The sequence below is a fragment of the Oceanobacillus salinisoli genome (genome assembly GCF_009733865.1).
GTDB classification, from domain to species: Bacteria; Bacillota; Bacilli; order Bacillales; family Amphibacillaceae; genus Oceanobacillus; species Oceanobacillus salinisoli.
This window is the reverse complement of the sequence record NZ_WOFB01000006.1, coordinates 115,783-132,923: the sequence shown is the minus strand read 5'-3', so window position 1 is coordinate 132,923 and position 17,141 is coordinate 115,783. Positions and strand designations below refer to the sequence as shown.

Annotated in this window: 19 protein-coding genes and 3 pseudogenes; 18 read left to right on the top strand and 4 right to left on the bottom strand. The window is 32.1% G+C overall.

The genetic code is table 11. The features are described from left to right. The first annotated feature begins 325 nt into the window (after positions 1-325). Positions 326-1,315, top strand: a complete 990-nt coding sequence (locus GMJ66_RS06575) for a tyrosine-type recombinase/integrase (protein ID WP_156289534.1) — start codon at positions 326-328, stop codon at positions 1,313-1,315. 276 nt (positions 1,316-1,591) lie between these two features. On the opposite strand, the gene GMJ66_RS06570 is transcribed toward GMJ66_RS06575, so the two are convergent. From GMJ66_RS06570 to GMJ66_RS06560, 3 genes are all read right to left on the bottom strand, one after another. After that, positions 1,592-2,548: a calcium/sodium antiporter gene (locus GMJ66_RS06570; RefSeq protein ID WP_156289533.1), complete on the bottom strand. Its 957-nt coding sequence runs from the start codon at positions 2,546-2,548 to the stop codon at positions 1,592-1,594. A gap of 938 nt (positions 2,549-3,486) precedes the next feature. Beyond that, positions 3,487-4,260, bottom strand: coding sequence for a DUF4367 domain-containing protein (locus GMJ66_RS06565; protein WP_156289532.1), 774 nt, complete (start codon positions 4,258-4,260; stop codon positions 3,487-3,489). After that, entirely contained in the window at positions 4,253-4,822 is a 570-nt protein-coding gene (locus GMJ66_RS06560; protein WP_156289531.1) for an RNA polymerase sigma factor, read from the bottom strand. The genes GMJ66_RS06565 and GMJ66_RS06560 overlap by 8 nt, the downstream gene beginning before the upstream one ends. A 243-nt stretch (positions 4,823-5,065) precedes the next feature. Here GMJ66_RS06560 and GMJ66_RS06555 point away from each other — a divergent pair, with 243 nt between their 5' ends. From GMJ66_RS06555 to GMJ66_RS06475, 16 genes and pseudogenes are all read left to right on the top strand, one after another. Then, on the top strand, positions 5,066-5,650 hold the full coding sequence (locus GMJ66_RS06555; protein WP_156289530.1) for a hypothetical protein: 585 nt from the start codon (positions 5,066-5,068) through the stop codon (positions 5,648-5,650). A gap of 65 nt (positions 5,651-5,715) precedes the next feature. Continuing rightward, positions 5,716-6,057 (top strand): hypothetical protein, encoded by a 342-nt coding sequence (locus GMJ66_RS06550; RefSeq protein ID WP_156289529.1) that lies wholly within the window; start codon positions 5,716-5,718, stop codon positions 6,055-6,057. 20 nt (positions 6,058-6,077) lie between these two features. Next, positions 6,078-6,881 carry a hypothetical protein gene (locus GMJ66_RS06545; RefSeq protein WP_156289528.1) on the top strand — a complete coding sequence of 268 codons (804 nt, stop codon included), beginning with the start codon at positions 6,078-6,080 and terminating at the stop codon, positions 6,879-6,881. Between the two features lie 74 nt (positions 6,882-6,955). Continuing rightward, the gene (locus GMJ66_RS06540) at positions 6,956-7,471 is read left to right on the top strand and encodes an RNA polymerase sigma factor (RefSeq protein WP_197046622.1); all 516 of its coding nucleotides are present in this window, start codon (positions 6,956-6,958) and stop codon (positions 7,469-7,471) included. 26 nt (positions 7,472-7,497) lie between these two features. Continuing rightward, entirely contained in the window at positions 7,498-8,088 is a 591-nt protein-coding gene (locus GMJ66_RS06535) for a hypothetical protein (protein ID WP_156289526.1), read from the top strand. Positions 8,089-8,232: 144 nt separating this feature from the next. Then, a pseudogene (locus tag GMJ66_RS06530) lies at positions 8,233-9,031 on the top strand (zinc-dependent alcohol dehydrogenase family protein). 205 nt (positions 9,032-9,236) lie between these two features. After that, positions 9,237-9,836, top strand: a complete 600-nt coding sequence (locus GMJ66_RS06525) for a hypothetical protein (protein WP_156289525.1) — start codon at positions 9,237-9,239, stop codon at positions 9,834-9,836. A 65-nt stretch (positions 9,837-9,901) separates the two neighbouring features. Further along, positions 9,902-10,351 carry a hypothetical protein gene (locus GMJ66_RS06520; RefSeq protein WP_156289524.1) on the top strand — a complete coding sequence of 150 codons (450 nt, stop codon included), beginning with the start codon at positions 9,902-9,904 and terminating at the stop codon, positions 10,349-10,351. A 514-nt stretch (positions 10,352-10,865) separates the two neighbouring features. Further along, a complete protein-coding gene (locus GMJ66_RS06510; protein WP_156289522.1) occupies positions 10,866-11,099 on the top strand; it encodes a hypothetical protein in 234 nt (77 codons plus the stop codon). A 103-nt stretch (positions 11,100-11,202) separates the two neighbouring features. After that, positions 11,203-11,601: a VOC family protein gene (locus GMJ66_RS06505; protein ID WP_156289521.1), complete on the top strand. Its 399-nt coding sequence runs from the start codon at positions 11,203-11,205 to the stop codon at positions 11,599-11,601. A gap of 144 nt (positions 11,602-11,745) precedes the next feature. Next, positions 11,746-12,218 (top strand): annotated as a pseudogene (locus GMJ66_RS06500) (GNAT family N-acetyltransferase). 73 nt (positions 12,219-12,291) lie between these two features. Next, a complete protein-coding gene (locus GMJ66_RS06495; RefSeq protein WP_156289519.1) occupies positions 12,292-12,801 on the top strand; it encodes a hypothetical protein in 510 nt (169 codons plus the stop codon). 163 nt (positions 12,802-12,964) lie between these two features. Next, complete coding sequence (locus GMJ66_RS06490; protein ID WP_156289518.1) at positions 12,965-13,495, top strand: RNA polymerase sigma factor; 531 nt, start codon at positions 12,965-12,967, stop codon at positions 13,493-13,495. Beyond that, positions 13,482-14,408, top strand: coding sequence for a hypothetical protein (locus GMJ66_RS06485; protein ID WP_156289517.1), 927 nt, complete (start codon positions 13,482-13,484; stop codon positions 14,406-14,408). The genes GMJ66_RS06490 and GMJ66_RS06485 overlap by 14 nt, the downstream gene beginning before the upstream one ends. A 142-nt stretch (positions 14,409-14,550) precedes the next feature. Continuing rightward, positions 14,551-15,018, top strand: a complete 468-nt coding sequence (locus tag GMJ66_RS06480) for a hypothetical protein (RefSeq protein WP_156289516.1) — start codon at positions 14,551-14,553, stop codon at positions 15,016-15,018. 132 nt (positions 15,019-15,150) lie between these two features. Continuing rightward, on the top strand, positions 15,151-15,465 hold the full coding sequence (locus tag GMJ66_RS06475; protein ID WP_156289515.1) for a hypothetical protein: 315 nt from the start codon (positions 15,151-15,153) through the stop codon (positions 15,463-15,465). 74 nt (positions 15,466-15,539) lie between these two features. Here GMJ66_RS06475 and GMJ66_RS06470 read toward each other — a convergent pair. Continuing rightward, positions 15,540-16,368 (bottom strand): annotated as a pseudogene (locus GMJ66_RS06470) (tyrosine-type recombinase/integrase). A 167-nt stretch (positions 16,369-16,535) separates the two neighbouring features. On the opposite strand from GMJ66_RS06470, the gene GMJ66_RS06465 reads away from it, so the two are divergent. Further along, positions 16,536-17,024, top strand: coding sequence for a GNAT family N-acetyltransferase (locus GMJ66_RS06465; protein WP_231514839.1), 489 nt, complete (start codon positions 16,536-16,538; stop codon positions 17,022-17,024). Positions 17,025-17,141: the final 117 nt, after the last annotated feature.

Below are 17,141 nucleotides of genomic sequence, written 5' to 3'. Positions count from 1 at the left end.
GATATATACCCCGTGGCGTTCCACCCGATTACCTTATCAAATGACAATATAAAAAACAACCAGAAAGTTCTGGCTAACCTGATATTACGAAAGGAGCATATGTTGAACAATATCAATCAAAACAAACTCATTTGCTCACAGTTCAAAGAACTGGCTATATACAACCATTGAAAGACGATTATGCTTAGTGTAATCGTCTTTCTTCTTACATCAAGAATACCTATCCTAGCAAGGTGCGAAACTATCCTATTCTAAGAAATGTATTTTTTGTATTTAAATAGGTAATCCTTAGTTTACTAATAAAATCTAAGGAGAGTTGATTATTATGAACCAAGGAGAGCAAATTTTATCAGATTTAGTCGCAGCTTTAAAAGAGTTGTATCCTAACATCGAAGTGGAAAATACAAAGAATAAATTGTCTACTGTTCTATCAGAGTATTATATTCGAAGAGTTGAGCTAGGTGAGGTTCATCCTGATCTTGAGGATAAAATACAATTGTTCATTTCGGCAAAGAGACTTGAAGGATTAAGCTCTATTACTCTAGATGACTATCTCCTAGAATTAAGTATGTTTGCTGACAGCGTAAAAAAGAAGGCTAAGGACATAGCTACAGCAGATGTTAGAATGTACCTAAGTCAAGAGAGGACCTTAAAAATGAGTACTATTAGAAAGAAACTATCAATTTTAAGGAGTTTTTTTAGTTGGTTAGTTTCAGAAGAATATATTAAGTTGGATCCAACAACTAAATTAAAGGCTCTAAAAGATGAATACCGACTTCCTAAAGCCTTATCAATCGAAGAGTTGGAAATGTTACGAGAGGCCTGCGAAACAGTTAGACAACGTGTTTTTCTTGAAGTGTTGTATGCCACTGGTTGCCGTTTATCTGAAGTTCATGGATTAAATAAGGCGGATATCAATCAACACAATTTGAGTACATTAGTAATCGGTAAAGGTGATAAACAAAGGGAAGTCTATTTTTCAATTAGAGCAATGTACCATTTAGATAAATATTTAAAAGAACGGAAAGATGATTGTGAAGCCTTGATGATTACAGAGAGAAAGCCTTATAGAAGATTATCTAAACGAGGAATACAAAGAGAAATAGGAATGATAGCTAAAAGGGCAGGTTTGAAAGACAAAGTTAGTCCCCATGTTTTAAGACATACTTTTGCAACATTAACATTAAATAATGGAGCTGAACTCGTAGCCATTCAAGAGTTGTTAGGTCACAGTTCGCCAGATACCACACTTAGGTATGCAAAAATAACTCACGAAAGAAAACGTGAGCAGCATAAAAGATATCTAATTCAATAAGAGCTATTGTCATTAGACTATTACTGTGCAGTAAACAGGCTACAGCTAACTTTGTGTAAGAATGTACTTAAGCTAACTTCCTCTATAAAGAGAGATAGCTGGTTAGTGGAACAATAACTAAATTAATTGCAATAAAAACAGACAGAAATTTTTTCTGTCTGTTCTACTTCTTAAAATGAATATGATATAGCTTTCAACTAAATATAAATTGTTTATTAGGTATTTGAGTTAATTGTTCTCTGCTTTTTTAATAATCTGATCGTACTTCTATAATGTTTAATTTCGGAAAATAATAAAAGCAAGGTAAATGATATAGATGATGGCTAGAATGGCACCTTCTATCTTTGAAACCCTGTGATGGGTTCTTGATACGATTAGTAATAAAAATGTCACAAAGATCATTAGCCACATATCTAGAAATATTTTTGAATCAACAGCTAATGGATGAATAGTTGCTGAAGCCCCTAAAATAAAAAAGATATTGAAGATATTACTGCCAACAATATTTCCTAAAGCAATCTCAGTCTGTTTCTTAAAGGCTGCGGTTATAGAAGTGACTAATTCAGGAAGTGAAGTGCCTACAGCAACTATTGTCAAACCAACTAATGTCTCACTCATCCCAAGTGAAAGAGCAATTTGAGTACTATTTTCTACAACAAGGTTACCTCCAAACACGATGGCAGCAAGCCCTCCGATTGTAAATACAATGTTTTTCACCCAGGACGTATTCCCAGTATCAGTAGGATTCTCTTCTATTTTACTTCGATTGTTCCTTGCCATCTCAAAGACATAGTAAAGAAAAACCGAAAAGAAAAGTAACAGAAGGATGCCTTCGGTTCTTGTAATCAGATTGATGTCTGAGTATTGGAGTTGAATATCGCTAATCAAAAGTAATAATGAAACTGATCCCAACAAAGCAAATGGAATTTCTTTTCTTATTGTATCGCTCTGAACGACCAAAGGAAAAACTAATGCCGTAGCTCCTAAAATAAAAGTTACATTAAAGATGTTGCTTCCAACGACATTTCCAATAGTTACATCACTGTTTCCTTCAAAGGCAGCAATAAAGCTGACTGAAGCTTCCGGTGCACTAGTACCAAAGGCTACAATAGTCAAGCCGATTAGCATTGGTGAAATTCTCAAAGTGTGTGCTATTTTCGAGGCTCCTTCAACAAAATAATCAGCTCCCTTAATTAAAAGAGCAAATCCAATTAATAATAAGAGATAAGTCATGTGTTCACCTCTTTCAGATATCCCTATAAATTATTTATCAATTGCTTAAACAATATACATAAAGTTTACTATAAGCAGAGTTCCGAAATAAAATTTATGCTTGTTATGCAATCGGGCACTATTCTAAAAAAGTTGATAAATTAAACATTGATTGTTCCACAGTACAAATATACTGCACATTCAAACGATATCTAAATGTGGTAACTTTATGAAAAAATGTACTTAAAATAACGGGTACATATCTACAATAAGCAAATATACTTTTATCACAGTTTAGTGGGATTTTGGAACACTAGTAGTTTCCACATATTTCTTTAGAATATGGATAGTATATTTGTTAGCATTAGGCATGAGTTGATTATATGAAGTGATTATTACCCAAATGGATTTTTCTATTCCTAAAATGGTTTCGTTATGTATTATATCTAATACTTTCAATGGGGGCAATTTACGAAAAAGCAAGGAGAGAACTAATGAAGCAACCAATATGTAATGTGTGTAGCCATCAATTCGGCTGAAAAAAAACCTACAAATCACTTTTAAATAGTAGGACAATACACTGTGATGAATGTGGGACTGAACTCAAGGCAACTAACCTTGGAAGACTCACTTTATTAGTAATAATACCAATGATGGTAACAGGTAATGTGATTTATAAGGATAACTCTGATTTAAAGAAGAGCCCCTTCCGCCTAGTGAGTTGTAACTAAAAGGTTGAGGGGCTCTTCTTTGTAAACTTAGTTTTGCCCAGGTATATCCACCTGAATTTCTTTCGGCTAATCCGAAAATGTGTCCAGCATTCTCTATTATTTTTGCAAAAATATCTCTTGATATCAAGTATTAGATTGATGTCTAAATTGTGTAGCTTATAAATAATAAACTAAAAGTGAATGTTTTGTTCAAAACTCCTTTTGGTTGTCAATATATACTAGTTCTATTTATATATTTTCAGCAAAACGAATAATGTCTTCTTTTGAAAGTGTTCCAAGGATTGTGACATAGACATTTCCTTGTAAAAATTCTAATTTAGAGCTTTGATCTGGTGAAAGAGATAAGTATCCTTTTCCAGATTTAAGTTGAACTTCCTCAACATCAGCGTTTGCACCTGATCCAATTGTTGTATTACTTTCGAGTTGAGTAAGAGTAACCCAAAATGTTTCTTTGTTTTGATCAATAAAAGTAAATCTAACTTTCTTTGCCAAATCTTCTTCAGGTAAACGAAACACCACTGTTTCTTTAAGAGTATATCCATTAGGAATATAGTCAAAAGCAGGAAGATTAAAACTTACTTGCTCTTTCGCTTCTTCTAATGTAACTGACACTCCTGTTTCGCCTACATTAAGATCACCTTGGTTCTGACTATTTTCACCATTTGTAGGAGGAGGAGTTTTAGCTTCATCATCGTTTGTATCATTGTTACCGGCGAAGATATTTACAATCTGTCCAGGCATTTCTTTCAATGTAATATAAAAAGGATTAAAAGCATTTGAAACATTTGAATTACCAAAAATGATTGCTCCTAACAACATTGAAGCTGCAATAACAGAAATACGACGGAAATTTCGTTTCATAGCTCTCTTTTTCTGTTCTGTTTTTATTCGTTTTTTTACTTTTTTCCAAGAAGGTTGGTGATCTGATGTTATATCATCTGAATTTGTTACCGCCTTTTCAAATGCCTTATCAAATAACTGATCGAATTCGTCATTATTCATCCTGAACACCCCATTTGCGTTTTAATCTATTTTTTAAGGCTTCTCTTGCACGATGAAGTTTTTGTTTAACAGCACCTTCTGTTGTTCCTAATCGCTCCGCAATCTCTTTGTTGGATTTTTGTTTTTTCCACTTTAATTCAATGAGTACACGATAGTCGGGATAAATCTCTAATAGTGAAGTTTTAATGTTTTCTTCTAAGATTTTCCCCTCAACTTCTGACTCAACAGTTTCTGCATGATAATCCATTTCACTGATAAAAACACTTTCCATATCCTCTTGGTTACGGATTTTTTTATTTTTTCGTATATAATTTAAGGTTAGATTTTTGGTAACAACCTTAATCCATGCAATTAATTGCGTTTCACTTTCTATTTGGGGAGTACTGTAGATGGTTTTAATAAAGGCATCTTGTACAATATCCTCTGCTGCTGAGTGATCTTTTATCATGTAAACAACTAATGGATAAAAAAGATGATAAAAATCACGATAAACTTCTTCCTGAATCTCTTCATTTAAAGAAGCAAAATTTGAATTGAGTAGAAAAAGTAGTTTGCTTTTCAAGATCCACACCCCATTTCCTTAATAGTCTAACATATCCACACGAAAAGAGGCTTTGTGAAAAATTATAATAAATTTAAAATTTTTATCGTAACCAGTGGTAAATTCATGTGTTTAATATAGTAAGTGCTTTGTTAGTAAAGTGAGTGAAAGGTAGAAAAATAGTTTGTAAATTGGAAGTTTACTTTTTAAGCTTTGATTACCCGTGATTCTATAAAAAGTTAGGTGAATAGGAGGTGTAGAATCTTGAACAAAGTTAGAGTCATAGTTATATTACTCATCCTTTCACTTATTGTAAATGGCGTTCAATTTTATCTATATGAAAATAAGCAATCTGAAAGTATCGACCTTGAGAAAGTGATTATTATAAATGAATTTAGTGAGAGGGCAAAGAATTGGAGGAATTTTAATCAGTTTATCGATAATTTATCGCAAAAGGAGAAACTTGATTCTCCTATAAGCCAGCTGCAATCAGATCTATATTGGGAATTGGCTAAGCACAATCAATCAATAATTTTAAAAGGGACCAAATACGTGAGTGACAATGCTGAGTATTCTAATTACAGTGATTATCTCCAATTCATTAATGACTTTGATAGAGAATATGAAGCCATTATAAATCGTTTTAAGACTAAAATAACGTTGATGAATAATGAGCAATTAGTGAAACTTTCTAGCGACTTAGATGTTGTGTATAAGCTGTACATAAATGATGGTATTGGAGAATTCAGTATTGGTGAGAATATTCAGTTTGAACCAAATAAAGAAATACTGTCAAAAGTAATAAATGAACTAATTTTAATTAAAGAAGATCTAGAAGCAATTGAATAGGGTAATCTTACTGTTCCTATCTAATAACATGGGATACCTTTTTATACTAATGGAGGGTGACGAAAATGAAAAAAATGTCAAAGATATTTGGGGTAATCGGAGGTATATCTGGAATTATTTTATGGAGTATTCTGGTTTATATAAATCCTTATTCTGATTCGGTGGGGGCCAATTCCAATATTGGTTTATTTTTCATGTTATTTCTACCTGCTTGCTTAGCAATTATTGCTTCTTTTATTACAAGTAGTATATTATTGTTCATTTCCTTTTTGTGGTCATTACCTTACAGTTTATATTTGTCTTTAACACCTGGTATTTTTGCTTTGTTTGGTCTAGTTTGTCTAACCTATTTACTTAGTTTTGTTATTTTGTTGATCACCGAACGTAAAAAAATGGTAAGACAATAGTCCGACAGGGGGTGTTTACAATGACCGAACTAAAATATAAAAAAATAATTAGTGTTTTAGCAATTGTAATTTTAATCATTTTTTCTTTTATAAATGTTCGTCAGTATATGTCTTATAATAAGGCACTTGATAAAAAAGGTGAAGCAATTCAAGTTAATGTAAAAAATGACTTTGAAACTTTTAAAAATAAAGATGAAGGCACGCTTGAACGATTTGGTTTTAGTAATGAAGAAATTAAGGCCATACAAGAAATAGAGTTGAATTCCTTAACGTTAAGTGATTTCATCATTTTATTTGAAACTAACGATAATCATTCAGTAAATAAGGATGATTTGGCATTAAGCGAAATTACCTCCATTAGTGAAAAAACTGAAGGAGAAACCGTTGAAGTCACTGTAAACCCTGATAAAACCCTATTTATAGATGAAAACGAAGGAAATGGTAGAACTTTTTACACCAACCTGCATTATACAGTAGATATCAAGAAGCTAATGTTTTTTCAATCAGAAGATCAGTTTAAATTAAATTATAATAATTGGTATCCTTTTTTCGGATACGCTAAACTTCATTATGTTTCGACTGACGGAAAAGTACACGAAGAATTTGTATCAAAAGAAGAAAAAAGCCATGGGAATGAACCATTTAAATTTAAAGTGAGAAAAAAGGTGAATAATGAAACGTATTATTTATCGAGTATTTCTGGTATTTATATCATGAAAAGCCAAGGCGACCTTTCTCTTTATGCTGAATATACACACAATCAATTGATTAGAAATACATCACTAGGAAAACATTGGTCGGATTGGGCTTGGACCTTAAAATAGAATTTGATTATAAATTGTTAAACTACGAATAGGGTTTAAGATGTTTTTAAGAATCTACTAAGGAAATGAGACAAATGGATGATACAAAAATAAATCAATTATATACAACCTACAAGTCAAAAATCTATAATATCGCACTTTCTTATGTGAAAGACCCATATTTATCAGAAGATATTTCACATGAAGTTCTTATAAAATGCTATTACAATCGTGATAAATTTAACGGGGAGAGTTCAATAAATACTTGGGTTCGTACAATAGTTAAGAACCATTGTATTGATTACCTAAGGGGGAATCATTCAAAAAGAATTTCACTGTATGAGAACAGAGAATTAGAGTATTTACTTAATGAAAACATTACACCTGAAGATCTAGTGTTTTTTCAATATGAAAGAGAAATCCTTATAGAACAAGTTAATACTCTACCTAAGATCTATGAGGAAGTTATAACCTTATTTTACTTCAACGGTTATACGTTAAAAGAGATACGGGCTCTCTTAAAGGTTAACATTTCTACTATTAAAACAAGGCTACATAGAGCAAAGCAAATCCTATCCAAAAATTATAGAATAGAAGAATTACGCCGTTAAGAAACAAAACCATTTGGAGGTGAACTGTGAAACGTTCCTTTAAAATGAAAGTATTCATCCTTATACTTACAACTATATTAATAGGTTGCACTCAAAAGCAGGATTCAACAGAACAAGTACCTCAAAATAAAAATATACTCAATTTCACTGATTTCAGTGTGAGTTCGGACTCAACAGAATTGGAAACCTCAGTAATAGGTACAGTCTTTCTGGTTGGGAAAGACGGGGTGCCAGAACATGTACAAATTGTTGCAATGGTTGAAATTGACCCTGATGATTGGGGGGGGGTTGCATTTCAGATCCCTAAACAGTTGGACATCTCCAGTATCAGAAGTAGTTATCCTGAAGATGAAAACGATGAAAGGGCGAAGGACTATGTATCCGTCTGGACCAATGAAGAAGAAGAACAAAATAAGATGATAGAAATTGGAACAAACCGTTATCACCCTACTGGAAGTGGAAAAGGAACGATTGTGATTGAAATGGATATTAACAAAGAGACGATTAGTAAATCTGATGTGTTCAACATATCCGTTGGGGTTGGTTCTGAAGAAAAAAATGGTGTAAGATCAATTCGTCCAGATTATGAAGTTGTAGAGATACCTATGAAAAAATAAGGGTTAGATTGAAAGTAACTATCTTATCTAAATGAAGCTGAAGAAAAATTTACAATGATACGATTTGTTATATCAACTTTTTCCCTTAACCTTAAGATCTAAAAAAATGGAAAAGCGGTTATTTGAAGTGAGGAGAATGAAGTTTTGGAAGCAAAGTGTGTGAAGTTTTACGAATTTGGAAATCCGGAAGATGTGTTAAGAACTGAAAATAAAAACATTGATTTAATACCAATCAGAGGGTCATATGCACATCGCATATTCAGAAGAACATGCCATCCCTATACCTGATTCTATTGATGACTTTACAGCTGCTCAGATGTATATAAATCCAATAACAGCATGGATTGTTTGTACCGAAGTTTTAAAATTAAAATCAAATGATGTTTTGCTGGTTAATGCTTGTGGGTCTTCTATTGGTCATATTTTCGTTCAATTAGCACAAGTTTTAGGTTTTCGTTTGATAGCAGTAACAAGAAATAACAAATATACAGAGAACTTGCTTAATCTAGGAGCTTATTTTGTCATTGATACTTCAGAACAACCATTACATGAAACAGTAATGGAATTAACGAATGGAATTGGTGCCTCTGCAGCTATCGATTTAATCGGTGGATCAGATGGTAACAACTTGGCTTTTTGTTTACGACCAAATGGTAAGTTTTTATCGATAGGTCTTTTATCAGGGATACAAGTAAACTGGAAAGATATTGTTACTAAAGCAAAAGTTCATGCAAATATGTTTCATTTACGGAATTGGAATAAAAATGCTTCAACAAAAGAATGGCATGAAATTTTTAATCATTTGATTACGTTAGTTAATGATAACAAACTTGAGGTTTTGACGGGAAGTTCTAAATTTGATTTAAAAAACGTAAAAGAGGCTGTCAATGTTGCTTCATCTATTGATAAAAACAAAGGAAAAGTATTTCTGACAAGTTATTGACATACTGTATCTAGCAGCGAGCTCTTTATTGGGGGGATTAAATGAAGAAATGGCTAACAGTCATTGGCGGTTTGGTAATTATTTTAAGTATAGTTACATTCAATGCTGATAACTAAAAAGATCCAAAGATAACGTATACTCTTGGAGATACTTCTACACATAATATGTATTGGGATTTTTAGTGTGCTATTAAAGGAGGGATTATGTGAGTTCCGATTCGAAAAGGATAGTAATAAAAATCTCATTTATTTTAATAATAGTTTCATTAATAATTAGCTTATTCTTTAATTTTCAGTATGTACAAGAAAAGGAAGTTCAAGAACGACAATATAAAATTTACTTGAACCATTACTATGGAGTAGTGAATGATTCATTACAAACATTTGATAATTTACTAGAAGAGCCACAATCTGAGAATCAAGTTACTAGAAAACTCATTGTTTTATCTGAACGATTGAATAGACTTGCTTATATCTCTAGTCAAGTTCCTTATTATGTTTCTGATATTGAGCCAAGTGGGTTGAACTTTTTTGAAACTGCTGCTAATGTCATCATCCATGGAAGTAGTGAACATGGGGATAGAATTCCCTCATTTATAGAAGACAATCAATTATCTAATAGTGAAAAAATTTATTTAGAGGGAATAAAAGACCATATCGAATATATCCATGGTGAGCTATATTCAGAAAAAACAGGGCAAGAAAAACTTGATTTAGGAAAAGAGGAATTCAATATTATCACACGTTATATAACTGGAATTATGGGTGAGTCTGATGTTTTATTGGAAAAATATCTAGAACAATAGAGAGTACATCCAAGAAACATAAAGGTGCAGGATAGTATAAGTACATATTTTAGGGAGGGAGTTAAATGTGGAAGAAAAGAATTTCTTTAATCACGATGATCGTAATAGTTATATGCCTAATTACTTTGTCCTATTTTTTAAATATGGAACGAAAACAAAGTCAGCAATATGAAGCTTACCTTTCACAACATATTGCTAATGAAATAAGTGGTATGTACCCTAGATTAAAAGAAAATGAAGAGATTTTAAATAAGATTATTAGTACAAATACTATAACTAAAGACGAAATTGCCAGAATGAATTTTAATTATGCTGGGATTATTAAAAATAAAATCGAAATGCAACAATTGGCAACACATTTAAAGGTTGATTTTGGTAAACATGTCAAACAAAATTATAGTTTTTATGACTCAGTAATTGGTATTACTGAAGACTTTTTAAAACATATTGATTCTAATAAGCTAAAGGACAGTTATTTAATTGTTCTCTCAATGATGATGATATTACAAGAATAAAAGCAATCCAATCCAATCTTTACACGAAGAGTGGTTACCTATAATGAAAGAGTACATAAATGTTCAAGGTAAGACAGTAAAAGAACATTATTGGATTGATTTATGGACTAAATTAGATGAAGTAACGAACGAAGATCAAGAACTTAAAGATGTGATTAAGTAAAACAGTTTTTTTATGTAAACGGGTGCTTATTTTGCTGGAAGAAAGGTACCTTGATCAAGTAAAGAGCAGGTTTGTTGAACAAAGAAATAACCAATTGTAAATGAGAAAAATAGGTTGAGAGGGGAGTTAAATGAGAAGACTAACTTTTATTTTATTAAGCGGGTTATTTTTGATAGGTTGTTCAGACGAAAGAATAGAAACATCTGAAGATAGTTGGGAAGAAAGTCCAACTCTTATTAGGGAAGGGAAACAAGCCAATTTCACCTTCCGAATTGGGGATAATGGTAATTTGGGGTTTGTGAAGTATGGACCATTTGTAGAAGGAAAAGAACAAAAATATATGTGGCATTTTTGGGGAAAGATACACTTACTCAACCTTTTAAAGTAATTGGAATAAGTAAAAAAACTAATGAAAATGTAACTGTCTTTGAGTTTGGTAATAGTTCTCTTGCACCAAACAACGGGGCAGACCATCATATTCCTTCTTCGATGGATCTACCAAATGCCGGAAAGTGGAAGTTAGAAGTATATTTTGGTGAGAAGTTGTTTGGAAAAATAATTGTAGATGTAACAGAAAAAAAGTAAAAAGTCTTATGGTATTATCGTTATACTTCAAGAAGGCATTGCTTATCGTACTAAAGAAGCAGAAAAGTTGAAGAAGAACTTAGTAATTGTAAGGGGGATTTATATGCCACAAGGATTACTGCATCACATAGAGATATATGTTTCAGATTTAGAACAAACCGTTGAATTTTGGGGATGGTTTCTGAGAGAATTAGGTTATACTTCTTTTCAAGAATGGGAAAGTGGTCACAGTTGGAAACTGGGTGACACTTACATCGTCTTTGTTCAAGCAGAAGATAGGTTTCTGAACCCTTCATATCATAGATGTAGAGTAGGGCTTAATCATCTAGCATTTCACGCATCTTCACGTCAACACGTAGACGAGATGACGAACAAACTGAAAGAAAGAGAAGTAAACATTCTCTACTTAGATAAACACCCATTTGCTGGTGGAAAAGATTATTATGCTGTTTATTTTGAAGACCCAGATAGAATAAAAGTAGAACTAGTTGCTCCTGAATAGAATTTTACTAACGAGAGCGAATGTGTAACAAGGATTTTGGTTCAGCAGTTGCTGATCCTTTTCTGTAATGAGCAGGTTTGTTTAAGAAGAAGGTCTTGTCATTTGATAACAGTTTTTTATACATAATTAGAAAGGATGTTAGTAGTGGAAATACGCAATGTGAATGCAATGATTATTACGATATCTCACCTTTAATTAACGAATGGTGGGGTGGTAGGCAAATGTCCGATATGTTGCCTAAATTATTTTTTGATCATTTCAATAATACAAGTTTTATTGCTGAAAAGGACGGTCAAATTATTGGCTTTTTAATTGGTTTTTTATCTCAATCACATACAGATGTGGCATACATACATATTGTTGGAGTTAGCCCTGATCACCGTAAAAGCCAAATTGGAAAGCAACTTTATAATAAATTTTTCAATGTGGTAAAAAAGAATAATAGAAACGTTGTTCGTGCTGTAACTTCACCAGTAAATAAAATTTCAATTGCTTACCACACAAAGATGGGATTTAATATAGAAAACGGTGACAAAGAAGTGGATGGAGTATCTGTACATTCCAATTACGATGGACCTAATCAAGATAGAGTATTGTTTGTGAAGAAAGTAAAGTAAAATCTTTGTTTGTTCCACTAACGGGGGCTTATTAACAAGGATTAAATTTCAATAAGAAAGGAGTAAGGTGAGAATGGTTAAAAAGATGGGCTATATTATTTTTATAATTTTATGTATCGTTTCGTTAGCAGCTTGTAGTAAAGAAAAGGCTAATAATTATGTGTGGAAAGCAGACAGTTCTAATTGGGAAGTAGAAACTAATTTTGATAACTTAACTACACATTATAACAAGAAATTATTTACAATAACACTTACTTACAAAGGAACTCTTGAAGAGTTTAATAAAATGAGAAGAGTGCAAGTTCATCAAGGTAATGTACAATATACAGCATCAGAATTATTTTTGGATACGAGTCTGAAGAATGATATAACAAATGATAATTCAAAATATGAATTTATAGATTTTAGTAGTAAGGAAGACAAAATATTGAAGGCAAAATTTCAATATGATCCTGATATGGAGAAACCGTTTGAAGATTACATTGCTGATAACGGAAATATGGATTTAACTATTAGTTGGGAAACAGATAAAGATGAAGCCGAACACACAGAAAAAATCAAGTTAGATGCAAACGGTAAATGACTATAACGTGAAATAAAGTAACAGGGGCTAGTATTAAAGAGGAAGGATCTATATGGTAGTAATGTATAAGGATATATACGTTACTGCTTTTTTATTTTTAATTATGAAACTTTTTTAAAAAGATTTCGTCTATACAGTACGATTTTTAAGAGGAAGGGGTATTTTGCATGATTCCAATAATCCAGAGCAGCAAATAAAGGAATGGTATCAGCAATATAGCAATCATATTTTTCGTTATATTTTAGTAATAGTTGGAGAACGTGAACAAGCAAGGGATTTAATGCAAGAAACCTATGTTAAGGCATTTAAAAATTACCAAACATTTAAAGGAGACTCTAATCCAAAAACATGGTTATTTCGAATTGCTCGAAATGTCACCATCGATTATCAACGTAAAAAGAAGCCTATTTTTTATTTTTTAGATTCTTTCGCACCTATAAAATCAAATGAATCTAGCCCACAGGAAGTAGTAGAGTTGGGCGAGGATATAGAATATCTATATAATGTTCTTTCGCAGCTAAAAAAGAATTATCGAGAGGTTATTGTTTTACGTAAGATTAAAGAGTTTTCTATAAAAGAAACAGCATTCATTTTGGGTTGGAAGGAGAGTCGTGTTAAAACGACGCTACATCGTGGACTTGAACTGCTTCGACAGGAAATGGTAAAGGAGGGTTATACTAATGAATTCAAATAATGAAAAATCGGAATTTGATAGTATGTTCCAAAAGATTAATAAAATTAATCTTACTGAAAATGAATCCTCTGAATCTCTAAACAAAGTTATAACTCAAATTAAACAGGAGAGAAAACGTGATTGGTTTGGTTTTAGAGTTAATCGTACCATAGCCTATTTAGCTACTGTTTCAGTAATAATTATTTCGTTTTTGTTTCTAAGCCACACTTTAGATCAATATTTAAATGATAACAAAGGAAATTTATCATCTCCTGTAAACTTTATGAATGAAACCGAAGCAATTGAATTTGCTCAGAAAGCAAGTTTAAATGATATTTATGAAGGTGACATAGTAGCTAATTTTAAAAAGGATTGGAAAGAGTCTGAATCAGAAGAGATACAAGAAGTATGGGTTATTGAAGTGACATATCCAGTTGGTAATAAAACAATTTTTTATATCGATGCTATTTCAGGAGATCCTTTGTCTGTGGCTGAAATAGAAGCTAGTAACAGTGAAGAGCATAACAATGATTATGAAGAACCATTATCTTCTGATGATTACGAAAACAAAGAAAACGAAGAAGTAGAAAAACAAAGCATTTATCCTAAGAAATTTTTAAAAAAAGTCGAACCTGAATTACTTCAAAACAATGAAGAACTAACATCCCGTGTAGAAAAAATCCACGATTATGTTGGGATTGAATATGATGAATCCGAGCTAATTAAAATGTCTACTCTCTCAGAATATGATGAATTAAATTCTGCTGTAAAACAATTTGTTCAAGACAAACTTATAGAGGAAGTAGATAAAATTGAAGAGATTGGTGAGAGTGGTGTTATGGTAATAACAAAAAATAGTTATGTTTTCAAACTGTTGGTGGAATACAATCCAGAGTATGAAGTTTGGTTAGTTAATTCCGTGGGAGCACTATAAAAAGTGTTATTAAAGTAAAGGATGCATTAGTTAAGGAACTTTTACATTGGCAACTCTTACTGTCGGGGAAGTAACGAAGCGGTATAGTTCAACAAGTTATTCTTAAAATTATATAAAGGAAATAAATTAGGGGGATTACGCAATGAAGAAAATTATAACGTTTATTGTTTCATTATCAGTTATGTTACTTATGATTAGTGGTTGTACTGAGGAAGGTAAAAGTATCGATGGTCAAAAGCAAATCCAATTTTCTTTATCCCAAAAAGGTTCAAATGAAAATTGGGAAGTAACAGATAAAATTACTGGTGAATATTACAACCTTGAAAAATTAGTTCAATCAACACATGAAATAAAGATTGTTCCTAAAGGAGAAGTTGATTATAAATCATTAACTTTATCTTTGAAAATTGGCGATGAAATAATTGGTTTCTATGAAGAAAATAAAGAAGGCGAAACACTCGAATTTAATGTCGAATTGACTGAAGAAGGGTATTATCAAGTAACACAAGGGAGTTTTGTTCACTTTAACGAAAATAATACTTTTTGGGGAGAAGACATAACAATTGTAATAGAATATGGTGATAAAAAAGAGGAAATCAAATTAGGATAATTGTTAAGCTAACGGGTGCGAATGCTGAATAAGGGTATTCGCCTTTCCATCTTGAAGAAAAGAAGCAGAGTGCAGTTTTTTAAAGAAGAGAATAATTTTTTCTCACTATATGAATGGAAATCGAGGGATATAATGTATAAATATATAGGAATAGGAATTGTTATTTCTACACTATATCTATTACAAATTAATTTTGCGAGTTTTAGAAAAGAGGAAATGCTTGCAGGGTTATTGGCAGTTATAGCAGTTGGTTTGTTTGGAGTGATTTGGCAAAAAGAAACGAAATCAAATCGAATAAACTCTGTTGTTGGAATAAGCATTTTTGTTTTCTTTGTTTTCTTCTTTTTATCTGACAATATGCTTGTTGGAGGCGAAAAAATGACTGCAATTGCACTTAGTTTTATAGTTGCAGGAGTTTTCGGTTTGCTAAAAAGGCATAATAATTAATAAGTCTTATTAAAGTAACGGGTGCTCTATTTTTAAAAGAGAGTAACGATAATGTCTGGTTGCTCTCTTTTTTATTAAAAATAAATGTTGTAAAATTCCTGTCTGATTTTCCCACTTAATTGAGCATATATTCGTGTTGTTTCGCTTTTTTCGTGTCCGAGTAGGCTCTGTATTACATCAATCGGTGCACAATTATTTAAAAGATGGGTAGCATAACTATGCCTCAGTTGACGAGGGTGAATCGTTTTATTTATTCTGGCTCGATTGGAGATTCGTTTTATTATGTACCTCATTTGAGCAATGCTCATTCTATGAGGCGAACGTTCCATAACAAAAATAGCTGGATCGCTGTCGTTTCTTTCATTAAGATAATCTCTAACCAAATCTCGCAACGAACATTAAAATAAACTTCTCTCTCCTTATCCCCCTTACCTCGAACAATCGCAGAGTTGCTTCCCCAATTAATACTGATTCGACGATTTCTCCTATACGACATCCTGTTGAAAACATAAATTCAAATAATGCTTTTTCCATCGAAGAATGACAAGCATCTCGCAAATGTTCAATTTCTCTGTCAGTGAGGAATTTTGGAATGCGTTTGCCGACTTTTGGTTCCTTAATTTTGCTGGCAGGATTACTCTCAGTGATACCTTCTTCGTGTGACCATCGAAAAAAGGATCGGATAAATCTTATCCGATGAGATAGGCTAGAAGGCTTCAAGTCTTTACTTGATTGAGCTAAATATTCTTTTAGTTGCGATGTTGTAATCTCATTCATTTCGACATTTTTTAAATAGTTTACTAATAACTTTGCTTGAAGTCTATAAGCATTTAATGTCTGAGTTGAAAATCCTTCGATTCTCTTATCTGACTCATAAGATTTTGCAGCATCTGATAACAACATAGAATCACTCCTGAATTATTTTTAAAATAAGCATTTCCAAATGGCTGAATAAAATAATTTTTGGAATAATTCAGGGTGAACTGATGGTATTTAATGTTAGAATTGTAATATGTTATAAAGCTAACGGAGCAGGTTAATTTAAGATTAAATAGGAGAAGGTGCGGGTCGTGAAGATACTTGAAACAGAAAGACTATATTTAAGGGAATTAGTTTTGGATGATACACGAGAGTTATCAAAGGTTCTTTCTGAACCAGAATCAATGCAATATTATACCAAACCATTTAATATGAAAGAGGTGGAAAGCTGGATTCAATGGAATATTGATAATTATAGAAAGTATAACCACGGATTATGGGCAGTGATTTTAAAAGATGGAGAAAAATTCCTTGGAGATTGTGGTATTACAATGCAATTAATTGATAAAGAAACAGTTCCAGAGATTGGATTTCATATTATAAAAAACTACTGTAATCAAGGATATGCCACAGAAGCTGCGATTGCCTGTAAGGAGTATGCTTTTAAAGTTTTAAAGTATCCTAAAGTGTTTTCATACACTACAGTAAAAAATGTTCCATCACAGAAAGTAGCAGAGAAAATGGGGATGAAGAAATATAAGGAATTTGAAAAAATGGAGAAAAGCAAATTGCCCAAGTAATATATAATACGAATGTTTAACTTTTCAGTGTGTCAATTAACTATCTATATTGTTTGTACTGTTCAACAAACGGGTGCAAGAGTTAAACAAGGAGTTGTCGATGTGGCATCTCCTATT